20 protein-coding genes are annotated in these 20,029 nt (G+C 67.9%); 4 read left to right on the forward strand and 16 right to left on the reverse strand.

The features are described 5' to 3' along the window. The first annotated feature begins 70 nt into the window (after positions 1–70). Positions 71–1,957 (forward strand): sensor domain-containing diguanylate cyclase, encoded by a 1,887-nt coding sequence (locus V3391_RS06230; RefSeq protein WP_332077531.1) that lies wholly within the window; start codon positions 71–73, stop codon positions 1,955–1,957. Between the two features lie 28 nt (positions 1,958–1,985). Here the strand turns inward: V3391_RS06230 and V3391_RS06235 are convergent, their stop codons facing one another. After that, complete coding sequence (locus V3391_RS06235) at positions 1,986–2,912, reverse strand: LysR family transcriptional regulator (protein ID WP_332077532.1); 927 nt, start codon at positions 2,910–2,912, stop codon at positions 1,986–1,988. Positions 2,913–3,029: 117 nt separating this feature from the next. Here V3391_RS06235 and V3391_RS06240 point away from each other — a divergent pair, with 117 nt between their 5' ends. Next, positions 3,030–3,434, forward strand: coding sequence for a RidA family protein (locus V3391_RS06240; RefSeq protein ID WP_332077533.1), 405 nt, complete (start codon positions 3,030–3,032; stop codon positions 3,432–3,434). Between the two features lie 166 nt (positions 3,435–3,600). Here V3391_RS06240 and V3391_RS06245 read toward each other — a convergent pair whose 3' ends face one another. From V3391_RS06245 to V3391_RS06255, 3 genes are all read right to left on the reverse strand, one after another. Next, positions 3,601–5,028 (reverse strand): PQQ-dependent sugar dehydrogenase, encoded by a 1,428-nt coding sequence (locus V3391_RS06245; protein ID WP_332077534.1) that lies wholly within the window; start codon positions 5,026–5,028, stop codon positions 3,601–3,603. Next, complete coding sequence (locus tag V3391_RS06250) at positions 5,025–5,465, reverse strand: DUF2231 domain-containing protein (protein ID WP_332077535.1); 441 nt, start codon at positions 5,463–5,465, stop codon at positions 5,025–5,027. Before V3391_RS06250 ends, V3391_RS06245 begins: the two co-directional genes overlap by 4 nt. Before the next feature lie 428 nt (positions 5,466–5,893). Then, positions 5,894–6,649 carry an SDR family oxidoreductase gene (locus V3391_RS06255; RefSeq protein ID WP_332077536.1) on the reverse strand — a complete coding sequence of 252 codons (756 nt, stop codon included), beginning with the start codon at positions 6,647–6,649 and terminating at the stop codon, positions 5,894–5,896. Between the two features lie 141 nt (positions 6,650–6,790). On the opposite strand from V3391_RS06255, the gene V3391_RS06260 reads away from it, so the two are divergent. Continuing rightward, positions 6,791–7,663 (forward strand): AraC family transcriptional regulator, encoded by an 873-nt coding sequence (locus tag V3391_RS06260; RefSeq protein ID WP_332077537.1) that lies wholly within the window; start codon positions 6,791–6,793, stop codon positions 7,661–7,663. Positions 7,664–7,769: 106 nt separating this feature from the next. Then, a complete protein-coding gene (locus V3391_RS06265) occupies positions 7,770–8,582 on the forward strand; it encodes a formate/nitrite transporter family protein (protein WP_332077538.1) in 813 nt (270 codons plus the stop codon). 55 nt (positions 8,583–8,637) lie between these two features. Here the strand turns inward: V3391_RS06265 and V3391_RS06270 are convergent, their stop codons facing one another. The 12 genes from V3391_RS06270 to V3391_RS06325 all read right to left on the reverse strand — a co-directional run bounded on the left by V3391_RS06270 (position 8,638) and on the right by V3391_RS06325 (position 20,012). Then, the gene (locus V3391_RS06270; RefSeq protein ID WP_332077539.1) at positions 8,638–9,177 is read right to left on the reverse strand and encodes a hypothetical protein; all 540 of its coding nucleotides are present in this window, start codon (positions 9,175–9,177) and stop codon (positions 8,638–8,640) included. A 282-nt stretch (positions 9,178–9,459) separates the two neighbouring features. Beyond that, a complete protein-coding gene (locus tag V3391_RS06275; RefSeq protein WP_332077540.1) occupies positions 9,460–10,752 on the reverse strand; it encodes an adenylosuccinate synthase in 1,293 nt (430 codons plus the stop codon). A gap of 784 nt (positions 10,753–11,536) precedes the next feature. Continuing rightward, positions 11,537–11,722 (reverse strand): DUF2065 domain-containing protein, encoded by a 186-nt coding sequence (locus tag V3391_RS06280; protein WP_425497206.1) that lies wholly within the window; start codon positions 11,720–11,722, stop codon positions 11,537–11,539. Positions 11,723–11,735: 13 nt separating this feature from the next. After that, positions 11,736–12,599, reverse strand: a complete 864-nt coding sequence (gene hflC, locus V3391_RS06285) for a protease modulator HflC (RefSeq protein WP_332077541.1) — start codon at positions 12,597–12,599, stop codon at positions 11,736–11,738. Beyond that, positions 12,596–13,801: an FtsH protease activity modulator HflK gene (gene hflK / locus V3391_RS06290; RefSeq protein ID WP_332077542.1), complete on the reverse strand. Its 1,206-nt coding sequence runs from the start codon at positions 13,799–13,801 to the stop codon at positions 12,596–12,598. Before hflK ends, hflC begins: the two co-directional genes overlap by 4 nt. A gap of 188 nt (positions 13,802–13,989) precedes the next feature. Further along, a complete protein-coding gene (gene hflX, locus V3391_RS06295; RefSeq protein WP_332077543.1) occupies positions 13,990–15,309 on the reverse strand; it encodes a ribosome rescue GTPase HflX in 1,320 nt (439 codons plus the stop codon). Between the two features lie 18 nt (positions 15,310–15,327). Continuing rightward, complete coding sequence (gene hfq, locus V3391_RS06300; protein WP_232138131.1) at positions 15,328–15,609, reverse strand: RNA chaperone Hfq; 282 nt, start codon at positions 15,607–15,609, stop codon at positions 15,328–15,330. A 191-nt stretch (positions 15,610–15,800) separates the two neighbouring features. After that, positions 15,801–16,778, reverse strand: coding sequence for a tRNA (adenosine(37)-N6)-dimethylallyltransferase MiaA (gene miaA, locus V3391_RS06305; protein WP_332077544.1), 978 nt, complete (start codon positions 16,776–16,778; stop codon positions 15,801–15,803). Positions 16,779–16,829: 51 nt separating this feature from the next. Then, positions 16,830–18,341, reverse strand: coding sequence for a sodium/proline symporter PutP (gene putP, locus V3391_RS06310; RefSeq protein ID WP_332077545.1), 1,512 nt, complete (start codon positions 18,339–18,341; stop codon positions 16,830–16,832). Between the two features lie 285 nt (positions 18,342–18,626). Continuing rightward, positions 18,627–19,526 (reverse strand): dihydropteroate synthase, encoded by a 900-nt coding sequence (gene folP / locus V3391_RS06315; protein ID WP_332077546.1) that lies wholly within the window; start codon positions 19,524–19,526, stop codon positions 18,627–18,629. Continuing rightward, on the reverse strand, positions 19,526–19,726 hold the full coding sequence (locus tag V3391_RS06320; protein ID WP_332077547.1) for a glycine zipper domain-containing protein: 201 nt from the start codon (positions 19,724–19,726) through the stop codon (positions 19,526–19,528). The genes folP and V3391_RS06320 overlap by 1 nt, the downstream gene beginning before the upstream one ends. A 73-nt stretch (positions 19,727–19,799) precedes the next feature. After that, positions 19,800–20,012, reverse strand: a complete 213-nt coding sequence (locus tag V3391_RS06325; protein WP_332077548.1) for a DUF4287 domain-containing protein — start codon at positions 20,010–20,012, stop codon at positions 19,800–19,802. Positions 20,013–20,029 lie beyond the last annotated feature (17 nt).

The raw sequence follows: 20,029 nt of genomic DNA on the forward strand, positions 1-20,029 counted from the left end.
CTGCGCTTCGCAGACGGATAGCGCAGTAGTCGGGCGCACCGACGCACTCTGAACGATCAGCCTGATCGCCGTGCCTGTCTCACCCGGCTCACCTGCAAAAGCGCATGCTGCCGACATCGGCGCCGGGCCGGCCTGTTCCGACCGCCCCCTCCCCATCTATCTCCTCCGCAGCGCACCTTGCCTGCGGCGTCGTGCTGCACAGCCTGGCGGAGCCGCCTCGCTCAACGTTCAGGCGCGCCTTTCGATGTCGTCACTTCTTCTCCCATCCGGTCGCCCACATGTGATCGTCGTCGGCGCGGTGCTGTGGACTGCACTCGCACTGCTGACCATCTGGTGCGCGCAGGCCTTCGTCATGGGCTCGCCGCCGGTGACCCTGTTCTGGCCGGCCTCCGGCATCGCGTTCGCCGCGGTCGCCGCACTGGGCTTGCGCTGGGCGCTGCTGGTGCCGGTTGCGCTTCTGATCGCACACGCGACGTTTGCACCGGTGCCCACCGGCTTCATCCCGTTTTCGGTGCTGAGCAATCTGGCGGGCGCTTTGGCGGGAGCGGCGTTCCTGCGCATCGCGGGCGCGTACAGCGCGGAGCGGGCCGCGAGTGTCTACGGCATCCTCGGCGGCGCACTGGCCATGGTGCTGGTCTCGGCAGCGATCGGCACGCTCGGCCTGGTCCGATCGGACATGGTGCCTGCCGCCGACGCGGCGGTCGCCTACATGAAGTGGATGTTGAGCAACCTGCTGGGGATCGCGTGCGTCGCGCCTCCTCTGCTTCTGGCGCTGCAGACGCGGCTGCGTGCCCTGGTGGATCTGCCCCTTCGGTCCGCGTATGCATCAGCCACGGAACACGGCCTGTGGCTGATTGTGTGCGGACTGGCGTACCTGTTCCTGCACTGGGTCGGTTCGCAGGCCAGCCATTATCCGCTCGGCATCACGGCCATTCCGCTGGCGCTGCTGGTATGGAGCGCGTTCCGCTTCAGTCGTCTTTGGACTGCAACATCGACCCTGATCGCGGTATCGGTCGTGACATCGCTGCTGGGGCTGGGGCTGGCCGCCTATCGGCCGCCCTCGACCGCACTCGATGCCCTGCTGCTGCTCGCGCTGCTCAATCTGTTCGCGATCCTGCCGCTGATGTTGATGGAGACCATCCATGTCCAACGGGTCGGTGTGATCCGCTCGGCCCGACAGATGGCCGAGGCCACGCGCATCCGCGAGGAAGAGCTGGAGTGCCTGGTCGCCGAGCGCACCCGCCAGCTCGACGCGGCCAATCGCCGGCTCGAGGCGATCAGCCAGACCGACACGCTCACGGGGCTGCGCAACCGGCGCTACGTCGCGCGCCAGCTGCCGCTTGATCTCGCGTTCTACGAACGCGAATCACAACTGCCGCAGGCGTCGCAGCAGGCGCTGTATTTCGCACTGGTGGACATCGATCACTTCAAGCGGATCAACGACAGTCTCGGACACCGGGCAGGTGACGAGGTCCTGCAGCAATTCGCCAACGTCCTCGCCGGTCTGATCCGCAGCGGCGACTATGCGGTGCGCTGGGGCGGCGAGGAGTTCCTGCTGGTCCTGCGGCCGATGCCGCCGGCGTCGGTGGCGCTGCTCGGTGGACGCATCTGCGCACAGGTTGCCGGACACGCCTTCGAAGTGACCGGACATCTCCCGCTGTCGCTCACGTGTTCGGTCGGGTTCTCGCAACGTGCGCCCTGGGACAGCACTACCGGATTGCCATGGAAGCAGACGATCGAAATCGCGGACGCCGCCCTGTACTGGGTCAAGCACAACGGACGCAACAACTGGGCTTTGCTGCAGCCCGCCGCCGACGTACCGGCCGGCCTTCTGGTGGACCGCATCAGGGACGATGCGCAGGCCGCGATCGATGAGGGTATCGCCCTGTTGCGTCACGGCGGTGGCGACCTTCGTCCGGACGCGGACGATACGACGTCGATCGCCCACGTCGTCTGAGCCGCTGCTGCCGGGACCAGTGGCGCGTCTATGCGCGTGGACGTTGCGACACCGGCGCATGCACGTCCATCAGCTCGACGATCCAGTCGATGAACACACGCAGTTTGGCGCTGACGTGCCGGTTCGGCGGAAACGCGACGTGCATCGGCATCGGATCGAGCGTCCAGTCCTCGAACAGCGTCACCAGTTCGCCGCTCGCCACGTGCGGGCCGGCCATGTACGCCGGCAGCCACAGCACGCCCATGCCGGCGAGCCCGGCTGCGAGATAGGCGTTGCCGTCGTCCAGCGCCACGACGTAACGCCCCTGCGCCTGCACACGCTCGTCGCCGCGACGCATCGCGTAGGGCAACGGCTTGCCGGTACGCGCCCACAGGAAGCCGATGATGCGGTGATGCGAATCCTCCAGCTCGCGCGGATGCGACGGCGCGCCCATGCGCTCGAGGTACGCGGGCGATGCATGCACGCCCAGTTGCAGATCACCCACGTGCCGCGCGACCAGCGACTGGTCGGTGATCGTGCCGCCACGCACCACGCAGTCCACGTTCTCGCCGATCAGGTCCACGCGCCGGTCGCTGACGCCGAGATCGAGCTGGATCTCGGGATAGCGCGCGTGGAACGCCGGCAGGGCCGGTGCCAGGATCATCCGCGCGAACGGACTGGGCACGTCGACCCGCAGACGTCCGCGTGGCGCGCTCGTCGCATTCGACAGGCTGGTCTCGGCATCGTCCATGTCGGCCAGCAGCCGCACCACACGTTCGTAGTACGCCGCGCCATCGGCGGTCACGTTGACCTGCCGCGTCGTGCGGTTGAGCAGCTTGACCCGAAGCCTCGCCTCCAACTGCTGCACCAGCTGCGTCACCGTGGTCCGGCTCATGTGCAGCGTGTCGGCCGCCTTGGTGAAGCTGCCCGCCTCCACCACGCGCGCGAACGCCTGCATCGCATCGAAACGGTCCATCGCCTGTCCAGCTGCGGAGATTGTCCGGATTCTACGAACAGTGCTGGCGCGCGCTGCGTGTTTATCGCGCCGAGCCGCGTCCGCAGACTGGGGGCATCGCACTCGCAGGAGAGTTCCATGACAACGCGTGACGCTGTTTTCCCCGCCGGCCGCCATGCCCTGTACGACAAGCACCGCTATTCACCGGCCATCCGCTCCGATGGGTTTCTGTTCGTCGCCGGCCAGGTCGGCAGCCGCGAAGACGGCTCGCCGGAGCCGGAGTTCGCGCAGCAGGTGCGCCGCGCGTTCGAGAATCTCAACGCCGTGCTCGCTGCCGCCGGCGCCACGTTCGACGACGTTGTCGACGTGACGTTCTTCATCGTCGATCCCGCGAACCGTTTCGAGCGCGCGTGGGAGATCGTGCCCGAGTACTGGGGACAGGCACCGTTTCCGACCGCGACGGTGGTGGGCGTGACCTGGCTGGCGGGCTTCGACTTCGAGATCAAGGTGATTGCGAAGTTGCCGGAGCGTGCTGCTGGCTGAGGGGCGTGAGGGTACGGAGGCCCGGCCCGGGTCGCCGTCACCCACGTCGTTCGTCCTGGCGAAGCCGGAAGACGGGCATGCGCAACGCGTCGTGCGCTCCGCGTCGCACGTCGCAACAACAAAGGGCCCTTCCGGGCCCTTTGTCATCCACCAGTGACGAATGCACTCAGCCCGCAGTCGGCGTCGCACCCGTCGGAGCCGGCGCGGCTGCAGGCGCCGGGGCAGCGTCCGGCGTCGCGGCCGGTTGTGCAGGCGCAGCAGGTGTACCCGGCGCGCCCCCCGTCGGGGTGATGCGCCAGATGGTGTTGGCCAGATCATCGGCCACCAGCAACGCGCCCCGCGGATCGACGGTCACGCCGACCGGGCGGCCACGCGCCTTGCCGTCTTCGCCGAGGAAGCCGGTGGCGAAATCGATCATCTCGCCCGACGGCTTGCCGTCGCGGAACGGGACGAACGAAACCTTGTAGCCCACCGGCGGATTGCGGTTCCAGCTGCCGTGCTGGCCGACGAACACGCCGTTGGCGAACTGTGCGCCCATCGTCGGCGTGGAGAACGCGACGCCGAGTGCGGCGACGTGCGAACCCAGCGCGAAGTCCGGCGCGATCGCCGAGGCGACCTTCTCCGGCTTCTGCGGCCGCACGCGTTCGTCGACGTTCTGGCCCCAGTAGCTGTAGGGCCAGCCGTAGAAACCGCCCGGCCGCACGCTGGTCAGATAGTCGGGCACCAGCTCGTCGCCGATCTCGTCGCGCTCGTTGACCACCGCCCACAGCTGGTCCATGCCCGGCTGCATCGCCAGCGCGGTCGGATTGCGCAGGCCGGTCGCGAACACGCGGTGGAAACCGGTCGCCGCTTCCACCTGCCAGACCATCGCGCGGTTCTCTTCGACGGCCAGACCGCGCTCGGTGATGTTGCTGTCCGAACCGATACCGACGAACAGGTAGCGGCCATCGGCACTGATCGTCAGCGACTTGGTCCAGTGGTGGTTGATCGCCGCCGGCAGTCTGGTGATCTCCTCCGGCGCACCGGCCGCGTTGACCGCGCCCGCCGTGTACGGGAAGCGCAGCAGGGCGTCCTGCGTGGCGACGTAGATCGAGTCGTTGCCGAACGCCAGGCCGTAAGGCGCGTCGAGATTGTCGGCGAACACCGAACGGTTCTCGTAGGTACCGTCACCATCGGCGTCGCGCAGCAGGGTCAGACGGTTGCCGCTGTCGACCTGCGTGTTGCCGCGGGCCTTGATCATGCCGGCGATGATGTCCTTCGGCGTAAGCTTCGGCGCGCGGCCGCCGCGGCCTTCCGCCACGAGGATGTCGCCGTTGGGCAGCACCAGCATCTGACGCGGGATCTGCAGGTTGTCGGCGATCGGCGCGATCTCGTAACCCTCGGGCACGGTCGGCAGCTGATCGCCCCACTCGGCCGGCAGCGAGATCTTCAGCGTCGGGAACAGACCGCGCTGCGGCTTCGGCAACTCCGGCGACGGGCCGACATAGGTCTCGTCCGGCGTACCGCCGCAGGCCACGAGCGCGAGTGCCAGCGCAGGCACCAGGGCACGCGTCAGAAATGCGGAGTTCGAGCGCTTCGAGTGAAGACGGTTCATGGCAGCACCTCCCGGCGACGCAAGGTGCCGCCGAGCGCGAACCACAGGCTCGCCCCGATCGACAGCACGCACAGCACCGACCACACCAGCGCCTGCGGCATCTTCTGCCAGGCGTCCATGGCGTGGATCAGCGAATTGAGAAAGCCGAGCACGCAGGTCAATGCCAGCAGGCCGACGTAGATGAAGCGGGTGCGCGTGCGCGCGGTCGGCGTGATCAGCGACACCAGTGCCCAGACCAGTGCGATGACCGCGAACACCATCGCGCCGACCAGCAGCCAGGACGCGAAGTTGGTCCACTGGATCTCGTAGGTCCGCGCATACGCGATGTCGGCGAACAAGGCGCCGAGGAAAAGAGGGAATGCACTGCTGACCAGCAGCAGGTGCAACGGGCTCAGCGGCCGGTACGGCTGCGTCACGACTACGGGGGGTGTCTGCATGGGAAGTCTCATCGTCGGCGGGGCCGCGTCACGCCAGGCGATCCGCGGTGCGCCGGAGACAGTCGTACATCCGGGCGCAAGGCGTAGTGAATGCGTCGGATTGGAGGGCGGGCGTTGGATTGCGCCGTGCAGATCCGGGTAGAGGCAACGCGTCAGTGTCTGGAGATCAATCCCTGCACGTTGATGAGCGCGCTGCGCTTTTCTTCGCTGCACCATCTGCAGGCGCCCGCACCCCTCTCCCGGGAGGGAGAGGGGCTCCCGACGACGTGCGCGCAACCAGGGTGCGGCACTTCGCAACACCGGACATCAACGAACAACCAGAGCGCAGCACCCCGCTTCTAGCCCCTCTCCCTCCGGGAGAGGGGTTGGGGTGAGGGCAGCCCCTCGCGCCCATGTCCGAAACAGGCACTGCAATAACTCAAAGCCCCTCAGATCGCCTGCCCGCCCGACACCTCGATCCGCTGCGCATTGACCCAGCGGTTCGCATCTCCGAGCAGCGCCGCGATCATCGGTCCGATGTCGTCCGCCACACCCACGCGGCCGAGCGCGGTGATGCTCGCCAGCTGCGCATTGATCTGCGCGTTGTCGCGCACCGCGCCGCCGCCGAAGTCCGTCTCGATCGCACCCGGCGCGACCGTGTTCACCGCGATGCCGCGCGCGCCGAACTCCTTGGCCATGTAGAGGCTCAACGTCTCCACCGCCGCCTTCGTCGCCGCATACGCCGCGTAACCCGGATACGCGAAGCGCGTGAGCCCGGTGGAGATGTTGACGATGCGCCCGCCGTCATGGATCAGCGGCAGCAGCACCTGGGTCAGGAAGAACACGCCCTTGAAGTGCACGTCCACCAGCCGGTCGAACTGGGCGACGGTGGTCTCGGCGATCGGCGCGGTGTCGCCGTGGCCGGCGTTGTTGACGAGGTGATCGAAGGTCTCGCGTTGCCAGGTCGCGTGCAGCGCGGTGCGCAGCTGCTCGACGAACGCGGGAAACGCCTCGACATCGCCGGTATCGAGCTGCAGCGCCGCGGCCTTGCGGCCCAGCGCTTCGATCTCGGCGACGACCGCCTGCGCTTCTTCGGCGTTGGTGCGGTAGGTCAACACGACATCGCCGCCACCGCGGGCGACGGCGAGCGCGGTGTTGCGGCCGAGGCCGCGGCTGGCGCCGGTGATCAGGGCAATCCGGGTCATGGGAACTCCTCTGGGACGATGGGAAAGTCGATGCACAGCGTGCGCCCGGCCCCGCCCGGCGCGTTGCCGGAATCTCCACGAAGCTTGCCCATTCCTGCCGCGCGCCACCCGCACGATGCGCGCGGACGCTACGATCCTGCCATGTCCACCTTGCCCGAAGCTGTCCGCCGCCACGCCGACGCCCACGCCGGCAGCGACGGGCTCGCGCCCTCGCCCATCCCCGGCCTGATGGCCGTGCGCGCGCTCGCGCCCAGCGACCTGATGCACGACGTGCACCGGCCGCTGCTGTGCCTGGTCCAGCAGGGCAGTAAACGCGTCACCTTCGGTACCCGCGCGTTCGAGTTCTCGGCCGGGCACTCGCTGCTGATCACCGCGGACATTCCCACCGTCAGCCAGATCACCCGCGCCAGTGCCGCGTCGCCGTACTACTCGCTGGTGCTGGCGCTCGACCCCGCGGTGATCGCCGATCTCGTCGCACAGATGGGACCGCCGCCGGCGGGCGATCCCGGTCCCGTGCGTGTGCATCCCACCGAACCCGAGGTGGCCGATGCCGCCCTGCGCCTGTTGCAGTTGCTCGAGCAGCCGGACGCCCTGCCCGTGCTGAAGGCCCAACGCATCCGCGAGTTGCACTACTGGCTGCTTGCCGGGCGCCACGGCCACGCGATCCGGCGCCTCGGCTGGCCCGACGGCCACGTGCAACGCATCGCCCGCGCGGTGACCGTGTTGCGGCGCGACTACAGCCGGCCGGTGCCCGTCGACCTGCTCGCCAGCGAAGCCGGCATGAGCGCGTCTGCGTTCCATCGCCACTTCAAATCGATCACCTCGCTGTCGCCGCTGCAGTTCCAGAAGCGCCTGCGCCTGATCGAAGCGCGTCGGCTGATGCAGTCGCAGGGCATGGCCGCGAGCAGCGCAGCCTACGCCGTGGGCTACGAGAGCGTGCCGCAGTTCACCCGCGAGTACGGCCGCATGTTCGGCCGGCCGCCCGTCGCGGATACACGCGCCGCAATCGCCTGACGCGACGCCGCACCTCACCGCATCACCCGTTCGAACGCGCGCCGTGGCCGCATGCTTCACCGCCGCCTGCGTATAGCTGGACGCTCTCCCGAACGGACGCGCCCACATGGCCGACACTTCACCCGCCATCGCCCCGCCCGAGGACATCGCCAGCGCGATTTCCGACACCTGCGTCGAAAAAGCCGCGTTGCCTGTCGGCAGGCTGTTCGGCCTCGGTGTGCTCGCCGGCGCCTACATCGGCTTCGGCAGTCTCATCGCCGTGCTCATCGGCGCGGGTGCTGGCGAGCTGCCTTACGGCCTGACCCAGATCGCCGTCGGCCTCGGCTTCGCCCTCGGCCTGATCCTCGTGCTGCTTGCGGGCGCGGAACTGTTTACCGGCAACACGCTGATGATCCTGCCGCTCGCGCAGCGCCGCATCGGTCCAGGCCATCTGCTGCGCGCCTGGAGTCTCGTGTGGCTCGCCAACCTCGTCGGCGCCCTGCTGCTGGTGCTGCTCGCCATCGGCGCCGGCCTGCATCTCGCAGGCGAAGGTGCATTCGCCGGTTCCGCGATCGAACTCGCGGCGGACAAGGCTTCGAAATCCGCCGGCAGCCTGGTCGCCAGCGGCATCCTCGCCAACATGCTGGTATGCCTCGCCGTCTGGATGGCTGCCGGCGCGAAATCCGCGGTCGACAAGATCGCCGTCATCGTGCCGCCCGTCGCCGCCTTCGTCGCACTGGGCCTGGAGCATTCGATCGCGAACATGTCGCTGCTGCCGCTGGGCCTGCTGGCGCAAGCGACGACGGGTGCCGAACTGCCGGCAGGCCTGTCGTGGGGCGCGGCCGGCGCCAACCTGGTGTGGTCGACGCTGGGGAACATCATCGGCGGCGGCGGAATCGGACTCGCGTACTGGGCGATCTATCTGTGCAAGACTGCGTAGAGATCGCGCGTGATCTGTGCGTTGCGCAACACGCCGGAACGCGCGGAATTCCAGGCTACGGCGAAGCGGACCCAGGCGAACCTAGCCGCAAGGAATCCAGAAACGCGGCGGCTTCGGGGGATTCATGGAGACGCGACCCGCCGTCGATCGACAGGGTCACCAGATCACGTCCGACCAGAACGTAGCGCACACGCGCCAAAGAGCCTTCTTTCCGCTTCAGGAATACAACGTCCAGTGCCGGATGACCCTCGATGCGCACGCTACTTTCATGCGTGATTTCACTCTGCGATTCCTGTGCGGCGCCCGCAGCGGCCGACTTGAGAATCAGCTGCGCTTCGCTTGTGCGCGGGATCGAAGGCAGCGAGACATACTCGATCGCGTAGCCGCCGCCCAGACGTTCGTCGTAGTACGCGCAGACATGCCGTTCGATCGCGCCAGCAGGCGTCTCGACCTTACCGGTTTCGCATTCCGGAACGCCGGAAAAGTGCGCGGCGTACGCGGTGCCTGGCACGTGGAAGCGGCCATCCGCCCAGGCGACCGAAACGCCTGATATCGCAAGAACAAGTGTCAGTGTGATGCGAAGGCTGGTGCGCATGCGATACGTCCTTGATGTGCAGAATGTGGATCACTGTCGATCAGACACGTGACGTGGAACCGAATGGATTCTATGCCCGCCATGCGTCTGTCCCGTTTGTCATCGGGACACTGGCGGGACGAAACCCGGCCCAGTGGCCGTACATTGCGCTCAACCCACCTGCATTAAGACCGCCTGGTCGTTGGGCCGTGGCGCGGCTTTCGCGCGCGCAGCGGTCTCCTGCAAAACAGAAACGGCCCGGGATCACCGGGCCGTCGCGCTGGAACAGGACGCCGCACGCAATCAGGCGAACGGATCCTGCAGCACCATCGTGTGCGCACGGTCCGGACCGGTGCTGACGATGCTGATCGGGCAGCCGGCCAGTTCTTCCAGCGCACGCAGGTAGGCGCGTGCGGCGGCGGGCAACTTGTCCCACTCGGTGATGCCGTGGGTGGTTTCTTCCCAGCCCGGGAACTCGAGGTAGACCGGCGTGCACTCGTCCCAGCCGGCGGCGTCGAGCGGCGCGTATTCGGTGCGCTTGCCGCGGTACTCGTACGCGATGCAGATCTTCAGCGTCTTCATGCCGTCGAGCACGTCGAGCTTGGTGATGCACAGGCCCGAGATGCCGTTGATGGCGACGGCGCGCTTGAGCGCGACGATGTCCATCCAGCCGCATCGGCGCGGACGGCCGGTGGAGGCGCCGTATTCCTGGCCGCGATCGCGGATGCCCTGGCCGATCTCGTCGTCGAGTTCGGTCGGGAACGGGCCGCCGCCGACGCGTGTGGCGTAGGCCTTGGCGATGCCGAGCACGTAATCGATCGCGTCCGCGCCCACGCCGGTGCCGGCCAGTGCGCCGCCGACGGTGGTGTTGGAGCTGGTGACGTAGGGATAGGTGCCGTGGTCGATGTCGAGCAGCGCACCCTGCGCGCCTTCGAACAGCACGCGCTTGCCCTGCTTGCGCAGGTCGTGAAGGATGCCGGCGACGTCGGACTTCATCGGCTCGACGTACTCGCCGAACGCCAGCGCCTCGTCGTAGGTCTTCTTGAAATCGACCGCGTCGACGCCGAGATATTTGGTCAGCACGAAGTTGTGATAGTCGAGCGCGGTGCGCAGGAGTTCTTCGAGCTGCTTGGGGTAATGCAGGTCGGCGACGCGGATGCCGCGACGCGCCACCTTGTCTTCGTACGCCGGACCGATGCCGCGGCCGGTGGTGCCGATGGCCTTGCCGCCGGCGGCCTTTTCGCGAGCCTGATCGAGGGCGATGTGGTACGGCATGATCAGCGGTGTGGCCGGGCTGATCTTCAGGCGCGAACGCACTTCGACGCCGGCGGCCTCGAGCTCGCCGATTTCCTTGATCAGCGCGGCCGGGCTCAGCACGACGCCGTTGCCGATCAGGCACAGCGCATCGTCGCGGAGGATGCCGGACGGAATGAGGTGGAGGACGGTCTTCTTGCCGCCGATCACCAGCGTATGGCCGGCGTTGTGGCCGCCCTGGAAGCGCACGACTGCGCCGATGTCCTGCGTGAGCAGGTCGACGATCTTGCCCTTGCCCTCGTCGCCCCACTGGGCGCCGATCACCACCACTGACTGACCCATCTTGATGACTCCTGTATCGCGTTGCGGCCATCGGGGCCGCAGGAAGGGACCGGCCGGCCGCGCGCGGTGATAGGCCGCTCCATCGGGGAGACGACCGCCGCACAGGGCCGGACACGGAAAAAGCCGGCAGTCCACTCATGCGAGATGGCCCGTCCGGCTTTTCCGCATTATCCGGATAACGGGTGGCAGGGGCCACCTGTTTCGTGAGGCGTGTTCATGGGGGATCGGGTGTTGTCGGGCGCGCCCAGGCTCTTACTCGACGCGCGTGGCGCGTCGGCCTCTCCCAGAGGGAGAGGCGCTGGGTCAATGCGTGCGTGGCGATCTCGATGGCCGGCTCGCGGTGATCGCGCATGAACTCGCGTGGCCCGCGCTTCTGAGCCCCTCTCCCCCTGGGAGAGGGGTTGGGGTGAGGGCTGACGCTCGCGGCAAAGCTTGATGCCGAACGCGCGTCAAACAAGGCAGCGACAGGCTTCGCCGCGCTTCGTCCATCCGCCGGCATGACTCGGGAGAAGGCCCCGGCCCTCACCCGACGCGCATGGCGCGTCGGCCTCTCCCGGAGGGAGAGGCGCTGGGTCAATGCGTGTGTGGCGATCTCGATGGCCGGTCAGCCATGCGCGACCTCAATAGCCGGCTCGTCGCGCTTGAGAGTGAGGCCATCAAGTCGCGCCTCTGAGTCCCTCTCCCGTTGGGAGCGGGGTTGGGGTGAGGGCAAGCTCGCGGAAACGCTTGAGGTTCGGTGATCCGCTTCTTCCAACCTCGATCGACAGACATCAATCCGCCTCGATCAACCCCGCACGAAATACAACGCGACCAGTCCCGCCGCCAGCACCCCTGCGCCGATACGACGCAGGGTGGAGATCGGCATCGTCAGCATCTGTTCGGCGTTGCGCTTCCAGAAGCCCGGGACGGCGAACAGGATCAGGCCTTCGAGGACGAACACCAGGCACATCGCCGCCCACAGATCCGACATCAGGCGCAGACCCTCAACGATCGCTGCGCATGTACTGCAGGAACGGGTCGTTGCGCTCGAGCACGATCACGCTGTCGCCCTTTTCGAACGCGGCGCGGTAGGCCTCTAGACTGCGCTGGAACGCATAGAACGCGGGGTCGCGGTTCGCCGCTTCGCCGTAGATGCGGGCCGCTTCGGCGTCGCCTTCACCGCGCAGGGTCTGCGCATCGCGTTCGGCTTCGGCGAGGATCACGGTCTGCTCGCGATCGGCTTGGCCGCGGATCGCGCGCGCGCGCTCCTCACCTTCGGCGCGCAGTCGCGTGGCCACTTCCTGGCGCTCGGCGCGCATGCGGTTGTAGACCTGCTGGATCACCTGGCTGTCGGTCGGCAGATCGATCTGCTTCAGACGGATGTCGATGATGCGCATGCCCAGCGACTTCGCGGCTTCGTTGATGCCCGGCAGCTGGCGCTCGACGAACTCCGAGCGGTTGCCCGAGACCAGCTCGGTCAGCGTGCTGGCGTTGATCTCGTTACGCAGCGAGTTCTTGATGATCGGCTCGAGGCGCAGGTTGGCATCGGCCTCGTTGCCGGACGTGGCGCGATAGAACGCCGCGACGTCGCTGATTGCGACGATGGCCACGAAGTCGACGCTGACGTCCTTGCGCTCGGAGGTCAGCGAACGCTCGGGCGAGAACGCACTGGCGTTGAAGCGGCGGTCGAACACGCGCGCCGATTCGATCAGCGGCACCTTGAAGTGCAGGCCCGGGCCGATGTCGGTCCGCGCGACGCGGCCGAGGTTGAGCACCAGGGCCACCTGACCTTCGCGGACCACGTACACCGAACCCATCAGGCCCAGCAGCACGACGATGATCAGCGGAATGACGAAGTTGAGTCTCATCGGGTGGCTCCTTCACGCGGCGGACGCGGCAGGCTGCGCGCAGGCGCCGCCGGGGTCGCGTTGCTGTTGCTGTTGCCGCTGTTGCGCGTGGCCTCGACGGCCGGCGACAGCACCTCGGGCGGAATCAGCGAGGGGGCGGCCTGCCCGCCTGCGCCCTGCCCGGCCATCGGCACGTAGATCAGCTGGCGGCCATCGCCGCCCACGACCACGCGGTTCTCGGCCAGCACGCTCTGCACGGTTTCCAGCCACAGACGCTTGCGGGTCACGTCCTGCGCGCCGGCGTAGGCATCGACCAGCAGCGAGAAGCGGGTCGCGTCACCGGTGGCGCGTGCGATCTCGGCGGTCTTGTAGCCTTCGGCCTGCGAGCGGACACGCTCGGATTCACCGCGCGCCTCGGGCACGATCTTCGCCGCATACGCGCCGGCTTCCTTGACCAGCTGCTCGTTCATCTGCTGCGCGCTGTTGACGGCGTCGAACGCGTCCTTGACCTCTTCCGGCGGACGCGCGTCCTGCAGGTTGAGTTCGTTGACGAACAGGCCGGTGCGGTAGCTGTCGAGAGACGCCTGCAGCGAGGTCTGGGCCGCGGTCGAGATCGGACCACGCGCATTGAGCGCGGCGTCGAGGTTCACGCGGCCGATCTGCTCGCGCACGGCGCTGAGCGCAGTCTGCTCGAGCATTTCGCGGGCGTTGCGGGTGCCGAACAGGTACTGCACGGCATCGCCAACACGGTACTGCACGTTGAACGACACGATGACGATGTTCTCGTCGCGGGTCAGCACCGGCACGGTGTTGCTGAAGGACTGCACCGTGGTCGCATCGACCTTGGTCACGCGCTCGACCGGCCACGGCAGCTTGAAGTTCGGACCCGGCTGCATGACGCGGGCGACCTGGCCGAAGCGGAGCACCACGCCGCGCTGGGTTTCACCCACCAGCACGAAGCAGTTGAGCAGCAGCACGACGACCACGACGACCGCGATCCAGCGCAGCGGATTGCTGCCTCCGAATCCACCGCCGAAGAGCCCGCGGAACTGATCGAGGATGCGGTCGAAACCACCGCCACCACCGCCACCACCACCGCGTCCGCCACGACCACCACCGCCGGTCCGGCGTGGCGGCCACGGATTGCGCTCGCCCTTGTCTCCGGACTCCTTGCGGTCCGGAGAATCGTTGTCCTTGTTGTTGCCGGGAATGTTCCAGGCCATGCCTGCTCCAGTTCTGGGCGCGCAGCCTGCGTCGGCGGCGGCGCGGGGGTCGCATAGTCTAACCGGCTCGCGCCTGTCGCAGGCCACGCACCGGAGGTCATGCCGGGATTCCCGTGGTCGCGGCCCTGATCGCGAGCGGGCGTCCGCTCGACGTCGCATCGCGGGCAGACACGCACCCACCGGACCTATCAGATGGTGTCGTCCTCGTCCGGAGGCAAGAGCGCGCGCAGCGGCTCGCCGTCGGCCTGCGACGCCAGACGCGCGGCGTCCGCATGAGCGAGGTCCACCTGGAGCAGCCAGCCGGACTCGTCGACGGTTTCCTCGCGCACGCCTTCCAGCGCATGCAGGCGGGCGTGCAGGCGGCCCGACTCGGGCGGCAGGCGCACCTCGCCAGTCACGCGACGGATGCCGAGCCGACGTGCGAGCGCCTGCGATAGCAGATCCAGTCCAAGGCCATCGCGCGCCGAAATCCAGACGCTCTCGCGCACGGCGTCATCGGCCAGCGCGTTCGGGTCCTGGTCGTAGCGCGGCGTCGCGCCTTCGATGCGGTCGATCTTGTTGAACACCAGCAGCTGCGGCAGATCGCCGGCGCCGATTTCGCCGAGCACCGCGTCGACCTGGGCGATGCGCTCGTTCCGCAGCGGATCGGCGGCATCGATGATGTGCAGCAGCAGATCGGCCTCGCGCGCCTCGCTCAGCGTGGAGCGGAACGCGGCGACGAGTTCGTGTGGCAGGTCGCGCACGAAACCGACGGTATCGGCCAGCACGATGCTGCCGCCGGACAGGTCGACGCGGCGCACGGTGGGATCGAGCGTGGCGAACAACTGGTCGGCCGCGTAGGCATCGGCGCCCGTCAGCGTGTTGAACAGCGTGGACTTGCCGGCATTCGTGTAGCCCACCAGCGCCACGCGCGGCAGCTCGCTGCGCACGCGCGCACGGCGCATCTGCGTGCGCTGCACTTCCACCTTGTCGAGGCGCGTCTGCAGCTGTTCGAGCCGCTTCTGCAACAGACGGCGGTCGGTTTCGAGCTGGGTTTCACCCGGTCCGCGCAGGCCGATCGAACCACCGCGCTGCCGTTCCAGATGGGTCCAGCCGCGGACCAGGCGCGTGGCCATGTGGCGCAGCTGCGCCAGCTCGACCTGCAGCTTGCCTTCGTGGCTGCGGGCGCGCTGGGCGAAGATGTCGAGGATCAGGCCGGTGCGGTCGACGACGCGACGCTCGAGGAATTTCTCGAGATTGCGTTCCTGGCCCGGCGTGAGCCGGTGGTTGACCAGCACCAGATCGGCGCCGGTCGCATCGGCTGCGGCCTTGACCTCGTCGAGCTTGCCGCTGCCGAACAGCGTGGCGGCATTGGGCTTGTCGATACGGGCCGGAATGACCGCGGCGACGCGGGCACCGGCCGAGCGGGCGAGTTCCGAAAATTCTTCCAGCGCGCCTTCGTCGGCCGGGCCATGCGAATGCGGCTGGATCAGCAGCGCGTTTTCACCCTTGCGGGAGCGTTCGAACAAGTGGGTTCACACCTCGGGTCAGTCGGTCGTTTCGGGCGTCTCGTCTTCGCCCTCGCCCTCACCGGACTGGACGAAACCGCCACCCGGCGCCACGCGCACGTTGCGGGCCGGCACCACGGTCGAGATCGCGTGCTTGTAGACCATCTGGCTCACGGTGTTGCGCAGCAGCACCACGAACTGGTCGAACGATTCGATCGTGCCCTGCAGTTTGATGCCATTGACGAGGTAAATCGAGACGGGCACGCGCTCGCGGCGCAGTGCGTTCAGGAAAGGATCCTGCAAGGATTGCCCCTTGGACATGGTGTTTCCCCAGCGTAGTTGTTGTTCTGATGACCTGTTGGCCGGGTCGCCACCCGCTCCCCGGATGACGACCGGCCGATGTTACACAACCGCGATGCCGTCCGTGCGGGATCGCGGGGGTCGAATGCTGTGCGGAATCCGGGATTCGTGACGCCGGTGGTCGCCTGCATACGTGCGCAGGCGTCCACGGCTCAACCCAGGAACGCGGCGACCTCCGCATCCAGCGCGGCACGCTGCGTCGCCGGATCGAACCAGCGCGCCCCGCCGCGCCCGCGCAACCAGGTGAACTGCCGCTTGGCCAGCTGGCGGGTGGCGGCAATCCCGCGTTCCCGGAAGTCCTCGGCCGTGCCCTGCCCGTCCAGAAATTCCCAGGCCTGGCGATAGCCGACGGCGCGGATCGCCGGCAGTTCCAGCGGCGTCGGGTGCGCCTGCAGCTGCGGCAATGCGCGCAGCGCACGCACCTCGTCGAGGAAGCCCGCGGCGAGCATCGCATCGAACCGGGTGGCGATGCGCGCATGCAGGGTGGCACGCTCGGGCGGGGCGATCGCGAGCGGCAGGACCTGCGCGGGAAACGGCGGCGATTCGGACGGCCGCTTCTGCCACTCGCTGATCGGCGTGCCGGTCAGGCGATGCACTTCGAGCGCACGCTGGATGCGCTGCGCATCGCCGGGCTTGATGCGCGCGGCGGCTTCCGGATCGAGCGTCGCCAGGCGCGCGTGCAGTGCGGGCCAACCGATTGCCTCGGCTTCGGCGGTGATCGCGGCCCGCGTCTCGGCGTCGGCCTCCGGCATCGGTGACAGCCCGTCGAGCAGGGCCGCGAAATACAGGCCGGTGCCGCCGGCGAGAATCGGCACGCGACCACGCGACAGGATGTCCTCGACCGCGGCGCGCGCGTCGGTCGCGAACTCGGCTGCGGAATACGTCTGCCAAGGGTCGCGCAGATCGAGCATGTGATGCGGCGCCCGTGCGCGTTCCGCGGCATCGGGCTTGGCCGCGCCGATCTGGAGCCCGCGATACACCAGCGCCGAATCGACACTGACGATCTCGCCGCCGAACCGCTGCGCCCAGTCGAGCGCGAGCGCGGTCTTGCCCGACGCGGTCGGCCCCATCAGGGCGATGGCACGGTGCTTCGGTGGGGTGCTGTCCATCACCTGGTGTCGCCTGCTCATGCCGGTGTCCCGGTCCGGACCGTCAGCCTGGGTGACGGTCCGGACACGGAATCAGTATCCCGTTTCCTTCAGCGACAGCCGCACCTGCGCGTGCGTGGCCTGCACATCCGCCGACGGCGCGCGCCCCAGCAGGCTGACGCCGACGATCGCGGCGGTCGCCGACAGGAAGCCCGGAATCATTTCGTACAACTCCGACCCCATGCGGTTGACCATGACCTCCTTCCAGAAGATCACCATCAGCGCGCCGGTCACCATGCCGGCGATCGCGCCGTTGCGGGTCATGCGCTTCCAGAACAGCGCCAGCAACAATACGGGGCCGAAGGCCGAGCCGAACCCGGCCCACGCATACGACACCAGGCCGAGCACGCGGCTGTCGGGATCGCGCGCCATCCAGATCGCGAGGATCGACACCGCGAGCACGCTCGCACGACCCACCCACACCAGTTCGCCCTGCGAGGCCTGCTTGCGGAAGAAACCGCGATACAGGTCTTCGGACAGTACGCTGGAGCACACCAGCAACTGGCTCGACAGCGTGCTCATCACCGCGGCGAGGATCGCGGCGAGGATGATGCCGGCCACCCACGGGTTGAACAGCAGTTCGACCAGGGTGATGAACACGCGTTCGGGATTCTCGAGGACCGGCGCGGCCAGCGACGCGTTGGTCTCGAAATAGGCAATGCCGAAGAAGCCGACCGACATCGCACCGACCATGCACAACAGCATCCAGCTCATGCCGATGCGGCGCGCGGTGGGAATCGTGTGCACGCTCTGCGCCGCCATGAAGCGCACGAGGATGTGCGGCTGGCCGAAATAGCCCAGCGCCCAGGCGAGCAGCGAGACGATGCCGATGAAGCCCAGATTGCCGCCGCGGAACCAGTCGAGCTGCAGCGGATCGTTGGCGCGGATCAGATCGATGCTGGCATCGAATCCGCCGGTATGCATGAAGACCAGAATCGGCGCGAGCAACAGCGCGAACAGCATCATCATGCCCTGCGCCACATCGGTCCAACTCACCGCGAGGAACCCGCCGACCAGCGTGTAGAGCACCGTGACCGACGCGCCGAGCCAGATCGCCTGGCCGTAGGTCAGGCCGAAGACGCTCTCGAACAGACGCGCGCCGGCCACGACACCCGACGCGCAGTAGATCGCGAAGAACACCAGGATCACCACCGCCGTGAACACGCGCAGGATGCGGCTGCGGTCGCCGAATCGGTTGGTGAGGAAGTCGGGCAACGTCAGCGCGTTGCCGGTGCGCTCGGTGTAGACGCGCAAGGGACCGGCGACGAAACGCCAGTTGAGATACGCGCCCAGCAACAGGCCGACGGCGATCCACGCTTCCGACACGCCGCTGAGAAAGATTGCGCCCGGCAGACCCATCATCAGCCAGCCGCTCATGTCCGACGCACCGGCCGAGAGCGCGGTCACGCCGGGGCCGAGGCTGCGCCCGCCGATGATGTAGTCGTCGAAACTCTTGGTCCGGCGCCAGGCCACGAATCCGATCACGACCATCACCGCCAGATAGACGAGGAACATCACGATGGTCGGCGTATTGGATCTGAGCACGGGGCCCCCTGGGTCTGGCGCGATACGGAAAAACGCCGCGAGAGACGGCCGCGGCGGTGCGACAGCCTAACGCAGACCGGCAGTCGCGGCTGCCGCGGGCACCGGTGTCGCCCGCTCCGGCACGTCACAACACCGCTGGAATCGCGTGCCCGCGCCGGTGGAAAGCGCGGGTACGCGCAGCGCATCGGGTGGCACGTGGACCCGAAGCCCCGACGGACATGCCGTCGGACCAGCGGGTCACGAGATGCAGGTGGGCGGCGTCGATCCCGCGCGCCGCAGATCCGCTCAGGCGTCGTCGGGCCAGCTGATCCCCTGCTTCGGCGTGGACGCGCGCGGTGTCGGCACCGCATCGACCGCGCCCCAGATCTTCAGCGCATCGACCGTTTCGGCGACATCGTGCACGCGCAGGATGCGGGCGCCGTTCTGCGCCGCGATGAGATGCGCGGCCACGGAACCGGCCACGCGATCGGCCGGCACATCGCGGCCGGTCAGCTCGCCGATGCTGCGCTTGCGCGACAGACCGGCGAGCACCGGCACGCCGAGTTCGACGAAACGCGCGAGCTGCGCCAGCAGCGTCATGTTGTGCACGGTGGTCTTGCCGAACCCGAAGCCCGGATCGACGACGATGTGCTTGCGCGCGATGCCGGCCATCTCGGCGGAGAAGATGCGCTCGGCGAGGAAACGATGCACCTCGCCCACGACGTCGTCGTAATCGGGCGCATCCTGCATGCCGTGCGGTTCGCCGAGCATGTGCATCAGCACGATCGGCACGCCGAGCGAGGCCGCCGCGTCGAGCGCGCCCTCACGGCGTAATCCGTAGACATCGTTGATCAGGCCCGCGCCCGCTGCGACCGCGGCGCGCATGACCTCCGGTTTGGACGTGTCGATGCTGATCGGCAGCGTCGTGCGCGCGATCAGCCCTTCGATCACCGGGATCACGCGTCGCAGTTCCTCTTCCACCGGCACCGCGTCCGCGCCGGGACGCGTGGATTCGCCGCCGATGTCGAGCACGTCGGCGCCCGCCTTCGCCAGCCGCAGACCGTGTGCGATCGCCGCGTCGGTGGTGTCGTGCGCGCCGCCGTCGGAGAACGAATCCGGCGTCACGTTGACGATACCCATCACGCGCGGACGGTCGAGCCGCAGCACGCGGCCGTTGCAGTCGAGCTTCGGCGCGGTGTCGAACATCAGCGTTCGTCCTTGCGGACGTTGTCTTCGATCGTCACCACGCGGCGGCTCATGCCGAACGCCACGCCCAGCGCGATCCCGATCGCGATACCCAGACCGAGATTGTCGAACGCCGAGCCGATCGCGACGCCGATCGCCACGCCGGCGCCGATTCCGACGGGCAACAGGGGATAGCGGGTTGTCGATTTCGGTTCGGACATCGTCGGCTCCAGGTGGCGATACGTCAGCGCAGACTCTGGCGATTCGTCACCGGCATCGCAAGCGCAAACGCCATCAGCCCTGCGCGCGCGCGCGATGGAACGCCACGAGCGCATTCGCGTGGCCGTGCCCGATGCCATAGGTGGTCTTGAGAAATGCAACCTGTTCCATGTGCTTGCGATCCGCCACGCCGTCGAGCTGTGCGAGCCAGTGCGCCACCGGCTTGCCGTATGTCTTCTCGATCGACGGGAAGTAGGACGCGGGACCTTTCACTGTGGCGTCTGTCATGGCGCAGTCCTCGAATG

The organism is Luteimonas flava (genome assembly GCF_036584485.1).
GTDB lineage: Bacteria > Pseudomonadota > Gammaproteobacteria > Xanthomonadales > Xanthomonadaceae > Luteimonas > Luteimonas flava.